The organism is Rhodococcus sp. AH-ZY2 (assembly GCF_030916465.1).
Taxonomy (GTDB): Bacteria; Actinomycetota; Actinomycetes; order Mycobacteriales; family Mycobacteriaceae; genus Rhodococcus; species Rhodococcus ruber.
This window is the reverse complement of sequence record NZ_CP126458.1, coordinates 2370441-2393226: the sequence shown is the minus strand read 5'-3', so window position 1 is coordinate 2393226 and position 22786 is coordinate 2370441. Positions and strand designations below refer to the sequence as shown.

Annotated in this window: 19 protein-coding genes; 15 read left to right on the top strand and 4 right to left on the bottom strand. The window is 69.1% G+C overall.

The window, feature by feature from the left end:
* Positions 1–652 precede the first annotated feature (652 nt).
* The 5 genes from istA to QNA09_RS11995 all read left to right on the top strand — a co-directional run bounded on the left by istA (position 653) and on the right by QNA09_RS11995 (position 6792).
* Positions 653–2194, top strand: a complete 1542-nt coding sequence (gene istA, locus QNA09_RS12015) for an IS21 family transposase (protein WP_208643843.1) — start codon at positions 653–655, stop codon at positions 2192–2194.
* Between the two features lie 66 nt (positions 2195–2260).
* Positions 2261–3025 carry an IS21-like element helper ATPase IstB gene (istB, locus tag QNA09_RS12010; protein ID WP_208643842.1) on the top strand — a complete coding sequence of 255 codons (765 nt, stop codon included), beginning with the start codon at positions 2261–2263 and terminating at the stop codon, positions 3023–3025.
* A 517-nt stretch (positions 3026–3542) separates the two neighbouring features.
* Entirely contained in the window at positions 3543–4745 is a 1203-nt protein-coding gene (locus QNA09_RS12005) for a hypothetical protein (protein ID WP_162919318.1), read from the top strand.
* 389 nt (positions 4746–5134) lie between these two features.
* Complete coding sequence (locus QNA09_RS12000) at positions 5135–5968, top strand: GIY-YIG nuclease family protein (protein WP_162919317.1); 834 nt, start codon at positions 5135–5137, stop codon at positions 5966–5968.
* Between the two features lie 320 nt (positions 5969–6288).
* A complete protein-coding gene (locus QNA09_RS11995) occupies positions 6289–6792 on the top strand; it encodes a restriction endonuclease (protein WP_162919316.1) in 504 nt (167 codons plus the stop codon).
* A gap of 21 nt (positions 6793–6813) precedes the next feature.
* Here QNA09_RS11995 and QNA09_RS11990 read toward each other — a convergent pair whose 3' ends face one another.
* Positions 6814–7977, bottom strand: coding sequence for an SIR2 family protein (locus QNA09_RS11990; protein ID WP_162919315.1), 1164 nt, complete (start codon positions 7975–7977; stop codon positions 6814–6816).
* A gap of 56 nt (positions 7978–8033) precedes the next feature.
* Complete coding sequence (locus tag QNA09_RS11985) at positions 8034–8723, bottom strand: MBL fold metallo-hydrolase (RefSeq protein WP_119699810.1); 690 nt, start codon at positions 8721–8723, stop codon at positions 8034–8036.
* A gap of 173 nt (positions 8724–8896) precedes the next feature.
* Between QNA09_RS11985 and uvrA the strand changes: the two genes are divergently transcribed.
* Together uvrA and QNA09_RS11975 are read left to right on the top strand one after the other, a co-directional pair.
* On the top strand, positions 8897–11830 hold the full coding sequence (gene uvrA / locus QNA09_RS11980) for an excinuclease ABC subunit UvrA (RefSeq protein WP_010595365.1): 2934 nt from the start codon (positions 8897–8899) through the stop codon (positions 11828–11830).
* A 51-nt stretch (positions 11831–11881) separates the two neighbouring features.
* Positions 11882–13021, top strand: a complete 1140-nt coding sequence (locus QNA09_RS11975) for a lipase family protein (protein WP_010595366.1) — start codon at positions 11882–11884, stop codon at positions 13019–13021.
* Positions 13022–13030: 9 nt separating this feature from the next.
* Here QNA09_RS11975 and QNA09_RS11970 read toward each other — a convergent pair whose 3' ends face one another.
* Positions 13031–13732, bottom strand: a complete 702-nt coding sequence (locus QNA09_RS11970) for an alpha/beta fold hydrolase (protein WP_017681577.1) — start codon at positions 13730–13732, stop codon at positions 13031–13033.
* 118 nt (positions 13733–13850) lie between these two features.
* On the opposite strand from QNA09_RS11970, the gene QNA09_RS11965 reads away from it, so the two are divergent.
* The gene (locus tag QNA09_RS11965) at positions 13851–15662 is read left to right on the top strand and encodes a pyruvate kinase (RefSeq protein WP_017681576.1); all 1812 of its coding nucleotides are present in this window, start codon (positions 13851–13853) and stop codon (positions 15660–15662) included.
* A 12-nt stretch (positions 15663–15674) separates the two neighbouring features.
* Here QNA09_RS11965 and QNA09_RS11960 read toward each other — a convergent pair whose 3' ends face one another.
* The gene (locus QNA09_RS11960; RefSeq protein WP_003937961.1) at positions 15675–16028 is read right to left on the bottom strand and encodes a DUF1844 domain-containing protein; all 354 of its coding nucleotides are present in this window, start codon (positions 16026–16028) and stop codon (positions 15675–15677) included.
* 357 nt (positions 16029–16385) lie between these two features.
* Here QNA09_RS11960 and infC point away from each other — a divergent pair, with 357 nt between their 5' ends.
* The 7 genes from infC to QNA09_RS11925 all read left to right on the top strand — a co-directional run bounded on the left by infC (position 16386) and on the right by QNA09_RS11925 (position 22777).
* The gene (infC, locus tag QNA09_RS11955; RefSeq protein ID WP_017681575.1) at positions 16386–17045 is read left to right on the top strand and encodes a translation initiation factor IF-3; all 660 of its coding nucleotides are present in this window, start codon (positions 16386–16388) and stop codon (positions 17043–17045) included.
* Positions 17046–17134: 89 nt separating this feature from the next.
* Positions 17135–17329 carry a 50S ribosomal protein L35 gene (gene rpmI / locus QNA09_RS11950; RefSeq protein ID WP_010595371.1) on the top strand — a complete coding sequence of 65 codons (195 nt, stop codon included), beginning with the start codon at positions 17135–17137 and terminating at the stop codon, positions 17327–17329.
* A 64-nt stretch (positions 17330–17393) separates the two neighbouring features.
* Positions 17394–17780, top strand: coding sequence for a 50S ribosomal protein L20 (gene rplT / locus QNA09_RS11945; RefSeq protein WP_003937964.1), 387 nt, complete (start codon positions 17394–17396; stop codon positions 17778–17780).
* Positions 17781–17829: 49 nt separating this feature from the next.
* A complete protein-coding gene (locus tag QNA09_RS11940; protein ID WP_010595372.1) occupies positions 17830–18642 on the top strand; it encodes an RNA methyltransferase in 813 nt (270 codons plus the stop codon).
* Between the two features lie 108 nt (positions 18643–18750).
* Positions 18751–19821 carry a phenylalanine--tRNA ligase subunit alpha gene (gene pheS, locus QNA09_RS11935; protein ID WP_010595373.1) on the top strand — a complete coding sequence of 357 codons (1071 nt, stop codon included), beginning with the start codon at positions 18751–18753 and terminating at the stop codon, positions 19819–19821.
* A 54-nt stretch (positions 19822–19875) separates the two neighbouring features.
* Positions 19876–22362: a phenylalanine--tRNA ligase subunit beta gene (pheT, locus tag QNA09_RS11930; protein ID WP_010595374.1), complete on the top strand. Its 2487-nt coding sequence runs from the start codon at positions 19876–19878 to the stop codon at positions 22360–22362.
* 28 nt (positions 22363–22390) lie between these two features.
* A complete protein-coding gene (locus QNA09_RS11925; protein WP_010595375.1) occupies positions 22391–22777 on the top strand; it encodes a PspA/IM30 family protein in 387 nt (128 codons plus the stop codon).
* Positions 22778–22786 lie beyond the last annotated feature (9 nt).

Below are 22786 nucleotides of genomic sequence, written 5' to 3'. Positions count from 1 at the left end.
CGAACGTGCGCTCCTCGGTTTCGGCGACGTCCGGTTCGGGTTCGATCGCGCCGACGGCGACGAAATCCTGTCACACGATACGGCGTAGGTATTCGCGACTCGCATGCTGCGCAGGTACCCCATCTGATCGTCGCGGCGCAGGACCTTCACGGTTCCCCCGCACCTCGCGCAGGCTGTCGACAACTCAGGCGCGGGATTCTCTCGAGGTGCGCAGCCACCTCTCGCGCAGGGTGGCCACGCCTCACGAACGAAGTCCTCGGTGGGGCGTGCGCCATATGCGGCTCGCAGCGCCGCGGCCGGACTGTACTCGCCGACGTCGAGGTCGAGATCACGGCACAGAGCTCTCAGCAGTTGCGGTTGTAGGTTCGGCCACTTGAACCGATATCTCGGCACCGCCTGCCCCCGTGTTCTCCGCGTCCAGTGCCGTGATCCTAGGGCAGGACATTTCGAATGTCGGCGAGTGTCAGCGGTCACGTAATTCCCCAGGTTGAGGGGTTGGTCCGTCACGTAATTCCCCACCCGGCCGTCACGTAATTCCCCACCCCTGGGGCGTGTCGGCCGGGGTGTGGGTGCTGCTGCAGGTTCGCTTCTTCCCAAGGTCCACCAAGGGGGCCTGGGAAGGGGCCCGACGGTGGCAAGGAGAACGTGGACGATGACCGATCTGATGGAGTTGTTCCGGCATTGGCATGCCGGCCGCTCCCAGGTGCAGATCTCGACAGCCCTGGGACTCGACCGCAAAACCATCCGCAAGTACCTCACCCGGGCATTGGCGGCGGGGTTGACGCCGGGCGGCGGGGAGAAGTTCGACGAGAACCTGTGGCGCGAGTTGATCGCGGCCTGGTTCCCGGAAGTGGTGGACCCGACGGCGCGGGCGGTGACCTGGTCGGCGATCGCCGCCCACCACGCCTGGATCGAGGGCCAACTCGACGAGTCGGTGACCGTGGCGACCATCGCTCAACGGCTGCGCGACGATCGCGGTGTTCCGGTGTCGGAATCGACTGTGCGGCGGTATATCACAACACGATTCGCCGATCGTGTCGCAGCGTCGAAGGCCACGTTTCCCCGCGGACCGGTCCCGCCGGGCGACGAGGGTCAGGTCGACTACGGCAAGCTGGGGATGTGGCGCGATCCGGCGACGGACCGGCGGGTGGCGGTGTGGGCGTTCGCGGTGATCCTGGCGTGTTCACGGATGCTGTTCGTCCAACCGGTGCTGCGGATGGATCAAACCTCCTGGTGCTCCTCGCATGTGGCTGCATTCGAGTTCTTCGGTGGCGCTCCGGCGCGGATGGTGTGCGACAACCTCAAGACCGGGGTGGATCGGCCCGATCTCTACGATCCGCAGATCAACCGGGCCTATGCCGAACTCGCCGACTTCTATCAGGTGCTCATCGATCCGGCCCGGGCCGGCAAACCCAAGGACAAACCACGGATCGAGCGCCCGATGCCCTATATCCGGGACTCGTTCTTCCGGGGCCGCGAGTTCACCTCGCTGACGCAGATGCAGGCCGCCGCGCTGACATGGTGCACCGACGTCTACGGCCGGCACCAGCATCGCGGTCTCGGTGGTGCGCACCCGGCGGTGGTGTTCGACGCCGTCGAGAAGCACACCCTGACACCGTTGCCGCCCAGGCCGTTCGAACCGGTGGTCTACTCCACCGGCAAGCTCGCCCCGGACTGCCACGTCAAGGCCGGTAAGGCGTTGTATTCGGCGCCGTGGCGGCTGATCGGCCGGCAACTGCTCGTGCGCACCAGCGGCGATGTGGTGCAGATCTTCCACGACGAGCAGGTCGTGGCCACCCATGTGCGCCGCCCCTCGGGGAGGGCGACGAATCCCGAGCACTACCCGCCGGAGAAGACCGCGTTCACGTTGCAGACGGTGGTGTGGTGCCGGGCCCAGGCCGAGCAGATCGGGCCCGGTGCGGTCGCGATCGTCGACGAGTTGTCGCAGGTCAACGCGATCCATCGGTTGCGGTCGATCCAGGGCATCATCCGGCTGCGGTCGCGCTACGACGATGCCCGCGTCGATGCAGCCTGCGTCCGGGCCCTCGAGGTCGGTGATCCGCGCTATCGCACCGTCAAGGGCATCCTCGCCGCCGGCACCGAGCACGACGGCCTCGCCGAGGCCCCTACCGGGGTCACCGCCCCGGCGTTGTTGCGCGGACCGGACGCGTTCGATACCGAACGCTCCGCCTGAGCCGCCATCTCGGCATAAGTCGTTGAACTGCAGTCATTTTCAAGAGAAGTTGTGAGGACACCTGTCATGACCATTCACGATCCCAGCCTGCGTTCTGCATTGAAGACCTTGAAGCTGACCGGCATGCTCGACACCCTCGATGCGCGTCTGGCCCAGACCCGCGACGGGCAGCTCGGGCACCTCGAGTTCCTGCAGGTGCTCTGTGAGGACGAGATCGCCCGCCGGGAAACCGCCGCCCTGGCCCGGCGGGTGCGCAGGGCCAAGTTCGAGCAGCAGGCCACCTTCGAGGACTTCGACTTCACCGCCAACCCGAAACTCCCGGCCGCGATGCTGCGGGACCTCGCCGCCCTGCGGTGGCTCGACGCCGGCGAGTCGGTGATCCTCTACGGTCCCGTCGGCGTCGGGAAAACCCATGTGGCGCAAGCTCTTGGGCATCATGCCGCCCGCCGCGGTGGGGATGTGCGGTTCGTCAAATGTTCCCGGATGCTCGCCGATCTGGCGGGTGGACACGCCGATCGCACCATCGGCCAACGCATGCGCGAATATACCCGGCCGCTGGTGTTGATCATCGATGACTTCGCGATGCGCGAGCACACCACCACCCAGTCCGATGATCTCTACGATCTGGTTTCCGACCGGGCAATCGCCGGCAAGCCGTTGGTTTTGACGAGTAACAGGGCCCCGAAGGACTGGTATCCGCTGTTCCCGAACCCGGTCGTGGCCGAGTCTCTGCTCGATCGGCTGATCAACACCAGCCACCAGGTCCTGATGGATGGCCCGTCCTACCGGCCGCGCAAACGTCCCGGAAACCGGACCACGACCACGAACTGAACCAACCCGGGTATCGGTCCGGCTACCCTCGACTCAGCACACCCGGACATGGGGAATTCCGTGACGGAAACCCCTGGGGAATTACGCGACGGTCGACACGGCGAGCAACTCGGCTTCGTTACATGTGCTTGCTCCCCACCGCTGGCCACACCTCTGGCTTCGGTTGTGCAGCATGCCCAGACGAAGTCTTCGTATAGTGCTCAGATGACCGCCCAGCCGATTGACCTTGACGGTGTTCCATGGGACGTCGCGGCCTTTCTGCCCGCTTAAGGGACCAGCTAGGTCACTGGCGAGTTCCTTGCAGCGGTCCGAAATGTTGGGGCAGCTGGGCGCGTCCGGGCTTTTGGGTCTGGCAGCGCGGGCGTGCAGCGATTCGGATTCGGCGGCCCGGACGATGCTCCGCACAGAGTTCGACATGCCACCGGTGCGCGCCGACAAAGCCGTTCGGCTGGGGACTCGACTAGCTGTCGACCGTGAAGTCAACAACCACCCCATCGGGTACCTCGCAGGAGTTCAGTTGTCCACCGCGCGCGCTGCGCACGTATTGGCGCTGTGGGACGCGGAGACCAAGGACGCCGGCGCTGCAGCATCGAAGATCAGCCTTGACCGGATCAGGAGCAGTTGGAGGAAGGCTGACGTTGAGAAGGTTGCGCGTTCGGCGGCTTATTCGGCTGATCTCGTGACCATGGCAGTGACGGCAGCTCTGCTTGCCTCGATGCGTACCGCGGACTGCACCGATGTCGCGCTGACGTTGAGTGGGTCGTTGACGCAGTCCATCGCCTTCGTGAAATCGGCAACGAGGCGGCAACGGCATGCGGATCGAATCTTGGCTGCCGCATATGCTCTGGCTGCGCTCGGGAGCCCAGGATTGGATCTCGCCGAGGGTGCACCATGGGAGAAGGGTGCCACCGGGTGGCGGTTCCGGGCTGCGCCGTGGCTCCTGGCCATACTCGATTCCAAAGACAGTGCCACTGCTCGGCGACTCCTCGACGCGGCATTGGACCTGAAGCTCGACTTCGTCCCAATCGGCACCTCGCCGTTCGACTTCCTCGACGAGACCGAACATGCGGCACTGGACAATGAAATCGTCCGGGCGCGCACCCTTGCGGAAGCGCATCGACTCAGCATGTACTCCGAGACGCCGATGTGGTTCGACGGAGGTGACAACGGGCAGGTCCTGCTCACCATGGGCGGTGGACACGGCTATGCATGGGTGGGACGCAAGAGTCGAGGAGTCCTTGTCGCCTTCGACCTCGAGCACTTCACCGGCTACGGACTGGACGAACCCGGGGTTCGTGCCGCTATCGCGATGGCAATTGGGTGGTTCGTCGATGTGTCGGTCCGAATCCTTAAAGCACCTGCCGGCACGAACCAATTCACGCGTAAGGGGACCGGCTCTGCATCTGGATACCGATACCTTCCCACGCCTACATTCCGTGACCACGTCAACGAAGTCCCGAAGGGTGCCCATCGTCCTCCGCAGCCGCACGTGGTCAGGGCCCAGGTCATGCGTTTGCCTCCGGGCAAAATGCCAAGTTTAGAAGCTCTCAGCCGGGCACCTCGACATCTGCGAAAGCACATGGGCTCGCAGGACACCTACGGTCGGCAGCACTGGAAGGGCGGCGCTACTTCTGCCGACCTGGGAAACCGATTGTCGAAGTACTCTCAGCTGGCCGACGTCATCAGGGAGCTGCGAGACGCCAACTGCACGGCGGTATAGACGCAGACATCGGTAGTAGCCCGGTCGGCTGGAGCGGTCGTCGGCAGTAGAGATTTCGATGACGGGCCCTGTAATGCGCCCTGCCAGGAAGAGACCCGAACCAACCAGCCGTTTCCACGGGATGAGAGACGCGGTGCGCACTTGGCTCGTCGCTCTTCCTGACAAGGTCAGAGTGGTCGCCGCCCGACCCGGACAGCGGCAGGTTCCCTACCCTGCAGCACGGAGTAGGTCCAAACGGGTAGTGCACTCCCACGGCTCCCGGGGAGTGCTGGTGCCGTATGGTCTACCGTTTACGGCGCGCGAGTCCGGGGCGCGCCGGGGGGCTCGCGGATTGCCGATGATGACGTTCGATGCAACGATCACCAAATGTCGACGCACGGGGGAATGAAGTGAACTCGGATGGCGGCGTGGAGGATAGCGCGTCCACTCTCTCCTCAGCTCGAGCCGAGCTCGGGCCTGTACGGCCGCCTGCCGACGTTCGAGTCGAACTGATCGCGTTTCTCGAGCAGGATGCGTCGCGTCTCGGCGAGGTGTATCGATGCCTGCAGCGTGGCCTGACCGCCGACGAAATCGCCTCCGAGTTGGAGGTGTCCACGTCGGGCTTCGTCTGGATGTATGAACGGCGCATCCGCAGCCTGCTCGACGGCGACCTGCCTACGGCCCCGACTGTGGCCCAGGTGGTGGCCCGTAAGTTCCGCAGCATGCTGAAAACCGGGGGATGGTCGGAGGCCTGCCGCACCTACCTCGAACATAACCTCGTCGAGCTTGAGCGGCGCGCCTCGGACGAGTCGGCCCGCAGCGTGGAGGTCCAGCAGGCCAAGGCGCAGACGGAAGAGGCCGAGGCGCGGAACGAGGTCGGCATCTACGTCTATGCCCTGCCGCACTACCTGCTACATCCCTACGAGCCCGACAGCGGACGCACCTTGATGAAGGTAGGGCGAAGCGACAGCGACATCATCCGGCGGTTTCGGGAGCAGACCCGCACCACGGCACTGCCCGAGGAACCGGTCCTGCTTCGCATCTACCGGACCGAGCCCGGCGCGGCAGCGCCGGCGGAGACGATCTTCCACCGTCTGCTCGAGGCGGCCGATCACCACCGGAGCGTGGCGCGGACCGCCTGCCGAGAGTGGTTCGTCACAAGCACCCGGTTCCTCGACGAGGTCGCACGAGCTCTCTCGCTCATGCCGGTAGTAGTCAATGACGCGGAGGTCTCGGACGACTGAGGGTCGGCCGGTCCTACGGGAGGAACTCCGTGCGGGATGGCCACTCGTTCGTGCTGGCCCTATCCGCCAATGCGGTCGAAGGCCTCGGTGGTGACGTCACGACAGAGGGAACTGAAGTGCTTCGGCTAGCTACCCGCCGATACTCGGGACAAGCGGGGTCGTTACAGGGAGCATTTATTGCCGATGCGAAGTCCATGGCGGGTGCATTGTGCCAAGCTGTTCCGCCGGGTAGGACGTTTCACGCGTGCCTCTTCGGATGATCGGCCATCATTCGACCTGTCTTGTTGCTGAAAGGACGAAGCTGATTGTCTAGGGAAGAGTTGATCACCGATTTCCGCGACGCGGAACTACTCGCTGCCAGGTTCATGCGGCAGATCGGGTTTTCTGACGCAGCTGCCACTCAGGTGGCGCACGATGGCGGCGTCGATGTCGCAGCGAGGGAGGCGGTCGCTCAGGTCAAGATGCACGCAGCGGTGACCGGCAGCCCAGACCTGCAGAGGCTGGTCGGTGCACGTGGAAGTCGCAATGTGCACCAGCAGATGTTGTTCTTCTCTTTGGCTGGCTACTCGGACCGTGCCACGACCTATGCCGAGGAGGAAGGTATGGCGCTGTTCGTCTACGACCGCACGGGGCGTATACGTCCGGTCAACGGCGCGGCAAGAGTGATGTACCGGAACTACCGGCCGCCGGTTCCGCGCCGGGACGAGAGCGTATTCGGATGGACAGATGAAAACGGGTACTTCATTCCCAAGCCTGCGTCGATCCTCGTCGCTCTCGCTGTACTTGCGCTGATAGTGCTCCTTAGCGCCTTGATCACTATGTGACCTTCCGCATCGCAGCCACCTTCAAGCCAAGAACTTCTTCCATTCGGCCGAGCCGACGAGGGCTGTTGCGCCTCCCCGGAACACAGTTAGCCATGATGACGAGTCGCCCGAGGTGTTCTCCCAGCCCAGGGCAGATTCGATCGTGGCGACGTCGGGAGAGCCGCCGAGCGTGACAACGAGAACGTGTGGCCTAGTCGAACGTGCTTCGAAGCTAGCGCGCAGGCGGTCGCTGACACAGTAGTCGCGAAATGAGTACCCGATCACGAGCCAGTGGTCGGCTTCCGCTAGACCCTCTGCGAAGACGTCATACCCCATCGCGAAAGGTTGCTCTGCTACAAGCTGCGTCTTGTCGTATTGGTTCGCTAGAACGACGAGGGGCTGATAGGGGAGCAAGCCGCGGCGATACGCATCCCATACCGTTGCGGGGTCCTCACCGAGTGCTTCTCCTCTGAGGGCACCGACTGGAAACTTCCATTGTTCGCCGTTCGTGTCCATCCAGAAAGTGAGTGATCCATGAAGGTTCACGAGCCGGATAGGACGCTTCGACCAATCCACGAATTCATTAGCCCCACCGCGAAGCCGGTTGATCTTGTAGGTGAAGTCGCCGGGTACCGCGGCGGTTCCGGTCTGCCACCCGCTAGCCATGTCGCAAACGTCATCCTTGTGGTCTTCCATGAGCGCAGACAGCACAAGTGTGTCGTAGTTGAGGTTGGCAATCGTCTTGTGCCCGTCGAACGCTCCGACTACTTCGGAGAGCAATTCGCGTAGCGGGCCGCTCTCGTCCTCGTATGCGATTGATCGCTCTGCGATGACTTCAAGGACGTGGCCGACTCCCTGCCTCTGCACATCGGTAACAAACTTCTGGACTTGGGCTATTGACGACGTCAGAGTCTCGTTGGACTGGTCGACCAGGTCGGCGTACAGCATGAGGTCTCGCAGAATGTTGCTTTGCCCGCCGAACGCCCCAATTAGGGCCTCGAAGTCGTACTCGGCGTTGGTGTTGAGGTCATGGTTGGCCACCTTATGCATCGCATTCGTCACAGCGTCGGAATCTGCGTGGGCGGCAGCGAGGCGTGCCATCACCTCCGCAGTGATCCGATCGAGCAAGAGCTCTTCGCTGAAAGCAACACTCAGGCCGTTACCTGCCAGCACTGCAAGATGCCGGGGGTTGTCGCTGGATGTCATAAACGGGTCCTTGAAGTGATCCGAGGAGACCTTGAGGTGAGACGTCGCGCCAGTGGTCACCAGCCGCGCTCGCGCCACTCCCCGAGATGTGGCCGCTCCGCGCCGAGCGTGGTGTCCTTGCCGTGGCCCGGGTAGACGACGGTGTCGTCGCCGAACCGACCGAACAGCTTGGTGTCCACGTCGTCGTAGAGCGAGTTGAACTCCTCGGGCTTTGTTGTCCGCCCAAGACCCCCGGGGAAGAGGGAGTCACCGGTGAAGATGTGGTGCCGGCCGGTGCCGGTCTCGGTGAGGACCAGCGCGATCGAGCCCGGGGTGTGTCCGGACAGGTGGATCACCTCGAGGCCGAGCTCGCCGACGGCGACGGTGTCGCCCTCCATGAGCAACCGATCGGGTGTGACCGGGAGCGGCTCGGCGTCGAGCGGGTGCGCGGCCGTGGGAACCGCGGTCGAGGCCGCGACCGCCTCGAGGCCCTGCCAGTGGTCCCAGTGCTGGTGGGTCGTGACGATCAGCTCGAGTTTCGGGGCGTGCTCGGCGAGGAACCGGGTGAGCAACTCCGGCTCGTTCGCCGCGTCGAGGAACACCGAGTTGCCGGTGGCGGAATCCGTGATCAGGTAGGTGTTGTTGTCCATGGGTCCGACGGACAGCTTGACGATGGTCGCGCCGGGCACGGTGCGGCGCTGCGCGGGTCCGCCGGGGGTGACCTCGCCGGTGTAGTCGTCGTCGATGACCAAGGGCTGCTGCGACATGTGAGGCACGTTACCGCCGTGGTCCGTCGCCCGCGTGCACGGCGGTCGGGAACCGGAACGTGTCGGTGGGCGCGCCTACCATGGTCCAGGGCCGAGTTGCGCGACGTGACGTCGGTGAATCGAGATGCGACCGGATCCGACCATCCAGGGGATCCGACGAGGAGGGACGTGGCGTGGCGGATCGCCTGATCGTGCGTGGCGCGCGGGAGCACAACCTGCGGGGGATCGACCTGGACCTGCCGCGTGACAGCCTGATCGTCTTCACCGGCCTGTCCGGGTCGGGCAAGTCGAGCCTGGCGTTCGACACGATCTTCGCCGAGGGGCAGCGCCGCTACGTCGAGTCGCTGTCCGCCTACGCGCGCCAGTTCCTCGGCCAGATGGACAAACCCGACGTCGACTTCATCGAGGGCCTGTCACCGGCGGTGTCCATCGACCAGAAGTCCACCAACCGGAACCCGCGCTCGACCGTCGGCACCATCACCGAGGTCTACGACTACCTGCGCCTGCTGTACGCCCGCGCCGGCACAGCGCACTGTCCGCAGTGCGGGGAGCGGATCGCCCGGCAGACGCCGCAGCAGATCGTCGACCAGGTCCTCGACATGGAGCAGGGCACGCGGTTCCAGGTGCTCGCACCCGTCGTGCGCACCCGCAAGGGCGAGTTCGTCGACCTGTTCGAACAGCTGACCGTGCAGGGGTACGCCCGCGTGCGGGTCGACGGGGTGGTCCATCCCCTCACCGATCCGCCGAAGCTGAAGAAGCAGGAGAAGCACGACATCGAGGTGGTCGTCGACCGGCTCGCGGTCAAGTCCGGTGCCAAGCAGCGGCTCACCGATTCGATCGAGACCGCGCTGCGCCTGGCGGAGGGCATCGTCGTCCTCGACTTCGTCGACCGGGACGAGAACGCGGCCGACCGCGAGCGCCGCTTCTCCGAGAAACTCGCCTGCCCCAACGGGCACCCGCTGTCCATCGACGAGCTCGAACCCCGGTCGTTCTCGTTCAACTCCCCGTACGGTGCCTGCCCCGAGTGCACCGGCCTCGGCATCCGCAAGGAGGTCGACCCGGAACTCGTCGTGCCGGACCCGGAACTCAGCCTCGAGGACGGCGCGATCGCGCCCTGGTCGATGGGGCAGACCTCCGAATACTTCACCCGGCTGCTGTCCGGGCTGGCCGACATCATGGGCTTCGAGATGTCCACCCCGTGGAACAAGCTGCCGGCCAAGGCCCGCAAGGCCATCCTCGAGGGCAGCCCGGAACAGGTGCACGTCCGCTACAAGAACCGGTACGGCCGGACCCGGTCGTACTACGCCGAGTTCGAGGGCGTGATGCCGTTCCTGCACCGCCGGCTCGAACAGACCGAATCCGAACAGATGAAGGAACGGTACGACGGGTACATGCGGGAGATCCCGTGCCCGGCGTGCGCGGGGGCGCGGCTGCGTCCGGAGATTCTGGCGGTGACGGTCGCCGCGGGCGAGCACGGGCACAAGTCCATCGCCGAGGTCTCCGACCTGTCCATCGCCGAATGCGCGGAGTTCCTCGGCGCGCTGACCCTCGGGGCGCGGGAGGAGGCCATCGCCGGGCAGGTGCTCAAGGAGATCCAGGCACGTCTCGGGTTCCTGCTCGATGTGGGACTCGAGTACCTCACCCTCTCCCGCGCGGCCGGCACCCTGTCGGGCGGGGAAGCGCAACGTATCCGGCTCGCCACCCAGATCGGCTCGGGCCTGGTCGGTGTCCTGTACGTCCTGGACGAGCCGTCCATCGGCCTGCACCAGCGCGACAACCGCCGGCTCATCGAAACCCTCACCCGGCTGCGTGATCTCGGCAACACCCTGATCGTCGTCGAGCACGACGAGGACACCATCCGGGCGTCGGACTGGGTCGTCGACATCGGGCCGTACGCCGGTGAGCACGGCGGTCGGGTGGTGCACACCGGCCCGTACAAGGAACTGCTCGACTGCACCGACTCGCTCACCGGCGCGTACCTGTCCGGCCGCCAGCGGATCGAGGTGCCGCAGCAGCGCCGGCCGGTCGACCGCAAACGTCAGGTCACCGTCGTCGGCGCGCGCGAGAACAACCTGCGCGGCATCGACGTGGCCTTCCCGCTCGGCGTGCTCACCGCGATCACGGGCGTCTCCGGCTCCGGCAAGTCGACCCTGGTCAACGACATCCTCGCGACGGTCATGGCCAACAAGCTCAACGGCGCGCGGCAGGTGCCCGGCCGGCACACCCGCGTCAACGGGCTCGACCAGCTCGACAAGCTCGTCCAGGTCGACCAGTCGCCGATCGGGCGTACGCCGCGGTCGAATCCGGCCACCTACACCGGTGTGTTCGACAAGATCCGCACCCTGTTCGCCGCGACCACCGAGGCCAAGGTGCGCGGCTACCAGCCGGGCCGGTTCTCGTTCAACGTCAAGGGCGGCCGGTGCGAGGCGTGCTCGGGCGACGGCACGCTCAAGATCGAGATGAACTTCCTGCCCGACGTGTACGTGCCGTGCGAGGTGTGCCACGGGGCCCGCTACAACCGCGAGACCCTGGAGGTGCACTACAAGGGCAAGACCATCGCCGAGGTGCTGGACATGCCGATCGAGGAGGCCGCCGAGTTCTTCGAGCCGGTCACCTCGATCCACCGCTACCTGCGCACCCTCGTCGACGTCGGCCTCGGGTACGTGCGCCTGGGCCAGCCCGCCCCGACCCTGTCCGGCGGCGAGGCCCAGCGCGTCAAGCTCGCCGCGGAACTGCAGAAGCGGTCGACGGGCCGCACCGTGTACGTGCTCGACGAGCCCACGACCGGACTGCACTTCGAGGACATCCGCAAGCTGCTCGGCGTGATCAACGGTCTCGTCGACAAGGGCAACACGGTGATCGTGATCGAACACAACCTCGACGTGATCAAGACGGCGGACTGGATCATCGACATGGGCCCCGAGGGCGGCTCGGGCGGCGGCACCGTCGTTGCGCAGGGCACACCCGAGGACGTCGCCGCCGTCGAGGGCAGCTACACCGGCAGGTTCCTGAGCGAGGCGCTCGCCGAGCCCGTCGCGCCGGAGCCGGCGCCCGCCCGCAAGCCGGCACGCAAGCGCGCACCACGGAAGGTGGCAGCGGCGAGCTGACCCTGACGGCGCCGACGCGCCGCGGACCGCAAAGGGGGGACCGTGAGGCGGATGTTCGTCGAGGCTCGTGTCCGTGGGGTCGTCGCCGTGCTGGTGACGAGCATGCTGCTCACGGCCGGGGTCGCGGCGGCGCAGCCGCCGAGCCGTGAGACGGACCCGCCGGGCAGCGTCGTCCGGGTCGAGCCCCTACCGCGGCAGTGGTGGCTGCCCGGCGCGGTCGCCGCCTCGGTGGTCACCTACCGCACCACCGGCCCCCGCGGGGTGCCGGCCCTGAGCACCGGCGCGGTGTTCGTGCCGCCGGGTGCCGCGCCCGCCGGTGGCTGGCCGGTGATCTCGTGGGGGCACGGCGCCGTCGGGATCGCGGACCGGTGCGCCCCCACGGTCGACGGCCGCATCGACAACGGATACCTCGCGCACTGGCTCGCCCAGGGATACGCCATCGTCGCCACCGACTACGTCGGCCTCGGCACCCCCGGCGTGCACGCCTACCTCGACGGGCCGTCGGAGGCGCACGCCGTGATCGACATGGTGCGGGCCGCCCGGACGGTGGAACCGTCCCTCGGGCCGAGCTGGGTCGCACTCGGCCAGTCGCAGGGCGGCCAGGCCGTCATGGTCGCGGCCTCCCTCGCGACCCGGTACGCACCCGAACTCGACTACCGCGGCGCCGTCGCGCTGGGCGTGCCGTCCAACATCGAGCACCTCGTGCCGCTCGGCGACCCCGCCTTTCCGCCGCTGCCGCTCACCGGCACCGCCGTGTTCATCGCCTACCTGCTGGCCGGGATGCGCGCGACCTACCCCGAGGTCGAGGTCGACCGCTTCCTCAGCCCGCGGGGCCGCGGCGTTCTCACCCGGCTCGAGGACCTGTGCTACCGGGAAGCTGCGGCCGAGTTCGCGGACCTGTCGATCGGCGATCTGCTGGCGCGGCGCACCGACGACCCGGCCCTGGTCCGCGCCGCCCGCGACATGCTCGAGATTCCCACCCGCGGCTACGATCGCCCCCTGTTCCTCGGTCAGGGCCTGACCGACACCGTCACCCCGGCGCCGTTCACGGTCAAGCTCGTCGCCGACCTGACTGCGGCCGGTACGCGATTCGTGTTCCACCCGTATCCGGCCGGTCACCTCGAGACGATGCGCGCCTCGCTGTCCGACGCGACGGCGTTCGTCCGCGACCTGTTCGCCCCGGGTGGGTGACCTCACCCCTCAACGGCGAGCTGCCGCGTCGAGCACCGCCGCGAGTTCGGCGGGACGCGACCACATCGGCCAGTGCCCGGTCGGCAGATCCACATACTGCACGTCGGCGAGCCGGCCGAGCTCACTCGCCACGGGGTGCCCCGCCTGCGCCATCTGCCGGATCGACGCGGACGGAAAGCTCGTGCACACGACGGTCGTCGGGACCGCCAGGCGCGCGTCCCCGCGCAGGGCGAGCGGGGTCCGCGCCGGACCGGCCGGATGCGGCACCGCCCGCTCCCGGAACCGGTCCAGCGCGGCGCCGTCGAGTCCCATCAGGCTGTTGCCGGCCGCTTCGAGTTCCGCCCACGGCGGCAGCGGAATCTCCGCCACGGCGGCATCGAGATCCGGCCGCAGCGCGGCGGCCTCCGGCAACGGGCCGGTGTCGACGTACACCAGACGGGCCACGTCCGCCGGGACCCGGTCCGACGCCGCGTACGCGACCGGGCCGGCGCCGCTGTGCGCGACGACGACCGCACCGCCCGCCACCGCCTCCACGACGGCACCGACGTGGTCGTCGAGCGTGATGCCGGAGCGGTCGGCCCGGACGGACTCGAGCCCGGGCAGTGTCAGGGCGTCGACCCGATGCCCCCGCGCCCGCAGATCCTCGGCGACGGCCTCCCACGCCCACGCGCCGAGCCAGAATCCGGGAACGAGGACCAGGTGCGTGCCCATGACCACCATCCTCGGGCATCCCGGTGACGGTGCGGGCCACCGACACGGTCGCCCGCAGGAACGACACTGTTCAACCGGGCGCAAACCCCGCGAAACTCCGCGCCCCTACGGTGGGCGCATGACCGGTGCGCACGGCGACCTCGCGGCCCTCGCCGCCGCGCTCGACGAGCTGCGGGACGGCCTCGTCACCGCGGCCGGCGCCGACGAGCGCTGGGCGCAGGCGCACCCCGCTCACCGGGCCGGCGCGGAGAACCTGGCGCACTACGTCGCGCTGCGGCGCCGCGACATCCGCGTGCTGCAATCCCAACTCGCCGCGTGGGGACTGTCGTCGCTGGGACGCGCCGAAGCCCACGTCCTGGCCTCCGTCGACGCGGTGCGCCGCGCCGTGGCCGGCCTCGCGGACCTGCCCGAGGTCGACACCCGCCCCGGCCCGGTCGACTTCGTCACCGGCGAACGCCTGCTCGAACGCAACGCCGCCGCCCTGCTCGGCCCCGTCCGCGGTGGCCGCCGGACCCGCATCATGGTGACGCTGCCGAGCGAAGCGGCCACCGACGCCGACCTCGTCGACCGGATCGTCGGGGCCGGTGCCGAACTCGTCCGGATCAACTGCGCCCACGACGAACCCGACGCGTGGGCCGCCATGATCGAGCACGTGCGCCGCGCCGAACGCGCCCACGGCCGGCACGTCACCGTCACCATGGACCTCGCCGGCCCGAAGCTGCGCACCGGCCCCGTCGCCCCCGGTCCCGCGGTGGTGCACGCCAAACCCGAACGCGACGCGCTCGGCCGCACCGTCGCGCCCGTCCAGGTGCGGCTCACCCGCCCCGGCTCCGCGGCCGCCCCCGGCGAGGTGGTCGTCCCCGTCGCCGACGAGCTGTGGCTGGCCCGGCGCCGACCCGGCGACCGCATCACCTTCCGCGACACCCGCGGTTCCAAACGCACCCTGGTCGTCACCGGCACCGCCGCCGGGGACGTACGCACCGAACTGACCGACACCGCCTACCTCGTACCCGGCACCCGGCTGACCGCGCGCGGTGACGCCACCGCCGTCGCGGCGCTCCCGCCACGCGAACGCAGACTCACCCTGCACGTCGGCGACGAGCTGATCCTGGACCCGGACCTCACCCCGGCCGACCCGGACGCCCATCCGCCCCGGATCGGCTGCACCCTGCCCCGGGTGTTCGACGACACCCGGATCGGGCACCGGATCTTCTTCGACGACGGCCGGATCGGGGGGATCGTCGAGGAGGCCGGCCCGGAACGGCTGCGGATCCGCATCACCGACGCGGACCTGCGCGGCTCCCGGCTGGGCACGGCCAAGGGCATCAACCTGCCCGACACCGAGTTGCGGCTGCCGGCGCTCACCGACGAGGACCTGGACCGGTTGCCGTTCGTGGTCACGCACGCGGACGCGGTCAGCCTGTCCTTCGTCCGCAGCGCCGCCGACGTCGCGCGCCTGCAGGACCGGCTCGCCGAACTCGGCGGCGCCCGCCTCGGGGTGATCCTCAAGGTGGAGACGGTGGCGGGCTTCGAGAACCTCCCGGCCATCTTGTTCGCGGCCCTGCACTCACCCCGGGTCGGGGTGATGATCGCGCGCGGCGACCTCGCCGTCGAGGCCGGGTACGGCCGGCTGGCCGAGGTGCAGGAGGAGATCCTGTGGGTGTGCGAGGCGGCGCACGTCCCGGTGATCTGGGCGACGCAGGTCCTCGACACCCTCGCGCGCACCGGCCGTCCCTCGCGCGCGGAGATCACCGACGCCGCGGCGTCGGGCCGCGCCGAATGCGTGATGCTCAACAAGGGCCCGTACGTCGACCACGCGGTGCGGTTCCTCGACGACGTGCTGTGCCGGATGGCCGACCATCAGCGCAAGAAGGACTCGCTGCTGCGGCGCCTGCGGGCCTGGGAGGAGCCGGGCGTGCCGCTGCGGTGAGACCGGCCCGGGTCAGAAGACCGGGCCGGTGTACTTCTCGCCGGGACCCTTGCCCGGCTCGTCCGGGTAGGCCGACGCCTCCCGGAAGGCCCGCTGCAGCGCCTGCAATCCCTCGCGCAGCGGCCCGGCGTGCGGGCCCAGGTACTCCACCGACGCGGTGACCAGCCCGGCCAGGGCGGTGATCACGCGGCGCGCCTCGTCCAGGTCGCGGTGGGTGCCGGCCTCGGGATCCTCGTCGGCCAGGCCGAGCTTCTCGGCGGCGGAACTCATGAGCATCACGGCGGCGCGGCTGATCACCTCGACGGCCGGGATCTCGCCCAGGTGCCGGACGTCGTCGGCCACGGTCGGATCGGGGGTGTCGGTCATGACTTCACGATCCCACCCGCCGCACGCTGCCGCGAGAGCGGGTCGGGCCGCAGCCGGCGATTCGATCGCGGGGCCGAAGTTTGCTAGGCTGTGGGACACGACCGTCCGCGCGCACTGCGCGTGGGCAGCAAAGTGGAGTCCGACTCCCACCTCTGCGCGACCCATGACCTGGTCATGATCTCCGCTCAGTGGTCCGGTCCGCCGCCCTCCGGGATGTCCGGGGAGTGTGCGCCCCGAGTGATCGGGGGACGAGAACGCACGACCGTCGAGTCGTGCGGTCCGTCGGGCCGGTCGGTATTCGGACCCCGCCCGGTGCGCGAGCACCGTCGGCGGGGTTTTTCGTCGGAAGTCGGCCCCATGTGCTGCGGCGCGGTCACCCGGACCGCACCGCTCTACCTAGGAGGCCCCATCAGCGCTGAGACCCGCATCAACGAACGCATCCGAGTTCCCGAGGTCCGGCTCGTCGGACCCGGCGGGGAACAGGTCGGAATCGTGCGTGTTGAAGATGCACTCCGCCTGGCATACGAAGCCGATCTCGATCTGGTCGAGGTGGCCCCTGACGCCCGTCCACCGGTCTGCAAGATCATGGACTACGGCAAGTTCAAGTACGAGGCTGCCCAGAAGGCGCGCGAGTCGCGCAAGAACCAGCAGCTGACCGTCATCAAGGAGCAGAAGCTCCGACCGAAGATCGACGACCACGACTACGAGACCAAGAAGCGCAACGTGGTGCGTTTCCTCGAGGCCGGGTCGAAGGTCAAGGTGACGATCATGTTCCGTGGCCGCGAGCAGTCCCGCCCCGAACTCGGGTTCCGGCTGCTGCAGCGCCTCGGCGCCGACGTCGCCGATCTCGGCTTCATCGAGACCGCCCCCAAGCAGGACGGTCGGAACATGACCATGGTCCTGGCGCCGCACAAGGGCGCCAAGACCCGCGCCAAGGCGCAGGAGACCGCTCAGGCCTCCGTCGCCAGGCCGGCTCCTGCCGCGGACAAGCCTGCGGCAGGCGACGGCACCGCGTAGCTCCGCCGGTCGACCGGGCCCACCGCCCGGCCGGCCGCTGCGCGCGTGCCGGACGAACACGAGTAAATCCCCGACGAACTGAGGACTCCATGCCCAAGTCGAAGACCCACAGCGGCACCGCGAAGCGATTCAAGGTGTCCGGCAGCGGAAAGATCCTGCGCCAGAAGGCCGGCCGCCGCCACCTGCTCGAGCACAAGTCCTCCCGGGTGACGCGTCGCCTCGATGGCAAGGCCACCGTCGCCGACGTCGACGTCCCGCGCGTCAAGCGCATGCTCGGCATCTGAGCTTCCTTCCCCGACCGACCCCCGGGGGCGATCGACTGCCCCCCGAGATTGACAGGACATATCAGTGGCACGCGTGAAGAGGGCCGTCAACGCCCAGAAGAAGCGCCGTTCGATCCTCGAGGCTTCCAAGGGCTACCGCGGGCAGCGCTCGCGTCTGTACCGCAAGGCCAAGGAGCAGCAGCTCCACTCGCTGACCTACGCCTACCGCGACCGTCGCGCGCGCAAGGGTGACTTCCGCAAGCTGTGGATCAGCCGCATCAACGCCGCTGCCCGCGCCAACGACATCACCTACAACCGCTTCATCCAGGGCCTGAAGGCCGCGGGCGTCGAGGTGGACCGCAAGATCCTCGCCGAGCTCGCCGTCTCCGACGCCGAGGCGTTCGCCGGCCTGGTCGCCGTGGCCAAGGCCGCGCTGCCCGCCGACGTCAACGCGCCGGCCGACGCCGCCTGAGCGCAGCGCCGAGACGACGCTGAACGACACACCGGCACAGGAACGACCCGTGGACCCGCTCACCGAGCGCACCCCGCGGGTCGTTTCTGCTGTCAAACTGCTGCGCACCGCCGACCGCCGCAAGGCCGGCCGCTTCCTCGCCGAGGGCGAGAACTCCGTCGGCGAGGCCCTCGCCACGGCCGTCGTGCACGAGGTGTTCGTCACCGAGGCCGCCGCCGCCCGCTACCACGGTCTGCTCGACGCCGCCCACCGCCGGGGCGTGCGGGTCTGCACCGTCACCGAGCGGGCCGCCACCCGGCTCTCGGACACCGTCACCCCGCCGGGCATCGTCGCCGTGTGCGATCTGCTCGACGTGCCGCTCGCGCGGGCCCTGACACCGTCGCCCCGGCTGCTCGCCGTGCCCGTCGGGATCGCCGAGCCCGGCAACGCCGGCACCGTCATCCGCGTGGCCGACGCGGTCGGCGCCGACGCGGTGGTCCTCGCCGGCGACAGCGTCGATCCCCACAACGGCAAATGCGTCCGGGCCTCCGCGGGCAGCGTGTTCCATCTCCCGCTCGCCCGGGAACGCGACACCGGTACGGTTCTCGACGCACTCGCCGCCGCCGGACTGCAGGTGCTCGCCACCGCCGCCGACGGCGAGGTCGATCTCGACGACGCCGACGAGCTGCTCGCCGCCCCCACCGCCTGGCTGTTCGGCAACGAAGCGCACGGTCTCGACCCGGCGGTCGCGGCACGGGCGGACCATCGGGTGCGCATTCCCATCCGCGGCCGCGCCGAATCGTTGAACCTTGCCACCGCGGCCTCGATCTGCCTGTACGCGAGCGCGCGCGTGCAGCATCGCGCCGACAGGGCCGTGCCCTGACGGGACCCGGCCATCACCTAGGATTCGGGTGCTGCGCTGGCGCGATCCGCTCGACGCCGAACGTGGCACCACACCCACTGTTCGCCCGAAGAAGGAGATGCACCGGTCGTGGCCAAGAATGAGGGCGGCACCCCGCCGGCAGTCGATCCGAGCGCCCTGAGCGAGGAGTCGCTCGCCGCGTCCACCCAGGCCGCACTGAAGGCGTTCGCCGCCGCCACCGACCTCGACGCACTCGCGCAGGCCAGGATCGACCACCTCGGCGACAAGGCTCCCGTCTCCCTCGCCAAACGCGCCCTGGGTAGCCTGCCCGGCAACCAGCGCGCCGACGCCGGCAAGCGGGTCAACGCCGCTCGCGGCGCTGTCACCGCGGCGTACGACGAGCGCCGCGCCGTGCTCCTCGCCGAGCGCGACGCCGCGGTCCTCGTCGCCGAGGCCATCGACGTCACCCTCCCCGCCGGCCGCCGCCCCGCCGGTGCGCGGCATCCCATCACGATCATCTCCGACCAGATCGCGGACGTGTTCGTCGGCATGGGCTGGGAGATCGCCGAGGGCCCCGAGGTCGAAACCGAGCACTTCAACTTCGACGCGCTGAACTTCCTGCCCGACCATCCCGCCCGCACGATGCAGGACACCTTCCACATCGCGCCGGAGGGCTCACGGCAGGTGCTGCGCACCCACACCTCGCCGGTGCAGGTGCGCACCATGCTGCACCGGGACATCCCCATCTACGTGGTGTGCCCCGGCCGCACCTTCCGCACCGACGAGCTCGACGCCACGCACACCCCGGTGTTCTCCCAGATCGAAGGCCTCGCCGTGGACAAGGGCCTGACCATGGCCCACCTGCGCGGCACCCTCGACGCGTTCGCCCGCGCCCTGTTCGGACCCGAGACCCGCACCCGGATGCGCCCGAACTACTTCCCGTTCACCGAGCCGTCCGCCGAGGTGGACGTGTGGTTCCCCAAGAAGAAGGGCGGCGCCGGCTGGGTCGAATGGGGCGGCTGCGGCATGGTCAACCCCAACGTGCTGCGCGCGAGCGGCATCGACCCGGACGAGTACACCGGCTTCGCGTTCGGCATGGGCCTCGAGCGCACCCTGCAGTTCCGCAACGGCATCTCCGACATGCGCGACATCGTCGAGGGCGACATCCGCTTCACCCTCCCCTTCGGGGTGCAGGGCTGACACCGCCCGACCCGAGATCCGACTACCGAACCGACCGAAAGAGCTGAGCGAAAAGTGCGAGTAGCGCAGTCCTGGCTGACCGAGATCCTGCAGCGCGCCACCCCCGAGTGGGACGTCACTGCCGAGGAACTCGACGCGGGATTCGTCCGGGTCGGACTCGAGGTGGAGGAGGTCGACACCCTCGCGCGCATCGACGGCCCCCTCGTCGTCGGCCGCGTCCTCGAGATCACCGAGCTCACCGAATTCAAGAAGCCCATCCGATTCTGCCAGGTCGACGTCGGCGAGGACGCCCCGCGCGGCATCGTGTGCGGCGCCCGCAACTTCGCCGAGGGTGACCTGGTGGTCGTCGCACTGCCCGGCGCGGTGCTGCCCGGCGGCTTCGCCATCGCCTCCCGTAAGACCTACGGCCAGGTCTCCGACGGGATGATCTGCTCCGTCGCCGAGCTCGGGGTCGGCAAGGACCACTCGGGCATCCTCGTGCTCGAGGAGGGCACCGCCGAGCCGGGCACCGACGCCAACGACCTCCTCGGCCTCGGCGACACCGTCATCGAGCTGAACATCACGCCCGACCGCGGCTACTGCTTCTCGTTGCGCGGCCTGACCCGCGAACTCGCGTGCGGCTTCGACCTCGAGTTCGCCGATCCCGCGCACGTCGCACCCCACCCCGCCGACGGCCCGGCGTACCCCATCCGGCTCGAACGCGAAACCGGCGCCACCCGCTTCGCTGCCCGCAAGGTCACCGGCATCGACCCCCATGCCGTGTCCCCGTGGTGGCTGCAACGGCGGCTGCTGCTGTCCGGCATCCGCCCGATCTCCCCGGCGGTCGACGTCACCAACTACGTGCTGCTCGAGCTCGGCCAGCCGCTGCACGCCTTCGACGCCGCCACCCTCCGCGGTGAGCTCGTCGTCCGGCGTGCGAAGGCGGGGGAGAAGCTGACGACACTCGACGGCGTCGAACGCACCCTTGATCCCGAGGACGTCGTCATCACCGACGACTCCGGGGTGATCTCCCTCGCCGGCATCATGGGCGGCGCCGCGACCGAGGTGAGCGGCACGACCACCGAGGTCCTGCTCGAGGCCGCCACCTGGGATCCGCTGGCCGTGTTCCGCAGCGCCCGGCGCCACAAGCTGGTGAGCGAGGCGGGCAAGCGTTTCGAGCGCAACGTCGACCCCGAAGTGGCGCTGCCGGCCCTGGACCGGGCCGCGGCGCTGCTCGTGGAGATCGCCGGTGGCCGCGTCGAGCCGGTCCTGACCGACCTGTCCGTCCCCGTCGAGCCGGTCTCGATCCGCATGGACATCGACCTGCCCGACCGCACCGCCGGGGTCGCCTACCCGACCGGCACCGCCGCGCGCCGGCTCACCCAGATCGGGTGCGGCGTCGAGGTCGGTGTCGGCCCGGACGGACACGGCCAGCTCGTGGTCACGCCGCCGACCTGGCGTCCCGACCTGCGTCAGCCCGCCGACCTCGTGGAGGAGGTGCTCCGGCTCGAGGGGCTCGAACAGATCCCGTCCGTGCTCCCGGCCGCCCCGGCGGGCCGCGGACTGACCCCGAGCCAGAAACGACGCCGCGCCGTGGGCCGCGCCCTGGCCGCCGACGGTCACGTCGAGGTGCTCGCCCCCGTCTTCCTGCCGGCGCACGTATTCGACACGTGGGGTCTCGCCGCCGATGACCCCCGCCGCACCACCACGACGGTCCTCAACCCGCTCGAGGCCGATCGTCCCGAGCTGGCGACGACGCTGCTGCCCGGCCTGCTCGAGGTGCTCGCCCGCAACGTGTCCCGAGGTCAGCGCGACCTGGCGCTCTATGCGATCGCGCAGGTCGTCCTGCCCGGCCCCGGCACCCGGCCGGTGCCGCCCCTGCCGGTGGACCGGCGCCCCACGGACGAGGAGATCGCGCTGCTCGAGGGCTCGCTGCCTGCGCAGCCCGTCCACGTCGGGGCGGTGCTGTGCGGCCTGCGGGAACCCGCCGGGCCGTGGGGGCCGGGCCGGCCCGCGGACGCGACCGACGCGTTCGCCGCGGCCGAGACCGTCGCGGCCGCCGCGGGTGTCCGGCTGCAGCGCCGCGCCGCGCAGTACCTGCCGTGGCATCCGGGCCGCTGCGCCGAACTACTGGTCGACGGTGTCGTCGTCGGTCACGCCGGTGAGTTGCATCCGGCAGTGCTCGAGCGGGCCGGGCTGCCCGCCCGCACGTGCGCCTTCGAACTCGACCTCGACGCGCTGCCGATGGTGGAGTCGCTGCCGGCGCCGAAGATCTCCCCGTTCCCCGCTGTGCTGCAGGACGTCGCCGTCGTCGTGGCCGAGGAGATCCCGGCCGCCGACGTCGAGGAGGCGCTGCGCGCGGGCGGCGGCGAACTGCTCGAAGACATCCGCCTGTTCGACGTGTTCGAGGGGGCGCAGGTGGGGGAGGGGCGTAAGTCGCTCGCCTTCGCTCTGCGCTTCCGCGCGGCAGACCGCACCCTCACGGAGGACGAGGCCAGCGCGGCCCGGGACGCCGCTGTGGCCGCGGCCGGCACGGCGGTCGGCGCCGAACTGCGGCACTGAGCCACCGCCGCGGACGTAGCCTGGGAGCATGACCACCGATCCGTCCTCACCCGCCCCCGATGCCCCGGACGCGCCCGTGCCGGATGTGACCCCGGCGGAACCGGGTTCGCCGTCGGTGCCGGATGTGACCCCGGCGGAACCGGGTTCCCCGTCGGTGCCGGATGTTCCGCCGTCCCCGGTCGGGCCGGACGTGACACCCGCCGAGGGGAAGGACCCCGGCTACACCTCGGCCGGGGTACCCACGTTCGACGCGGTGCGGGAGAAGATCGAGCGCCGCGCGGGCACCGCGACCGGTGCGGAGGAACTCGCCCGCGAGAGCGCAGCGGGACGCACGCTCGAGGAGCAGTTCGACGAGCGCCGACAGGCCGCCGCCGACAGGCTGCGCGAGATCCGTCGCTCGCTGGCCGAGGGGTGAACCGGGCTC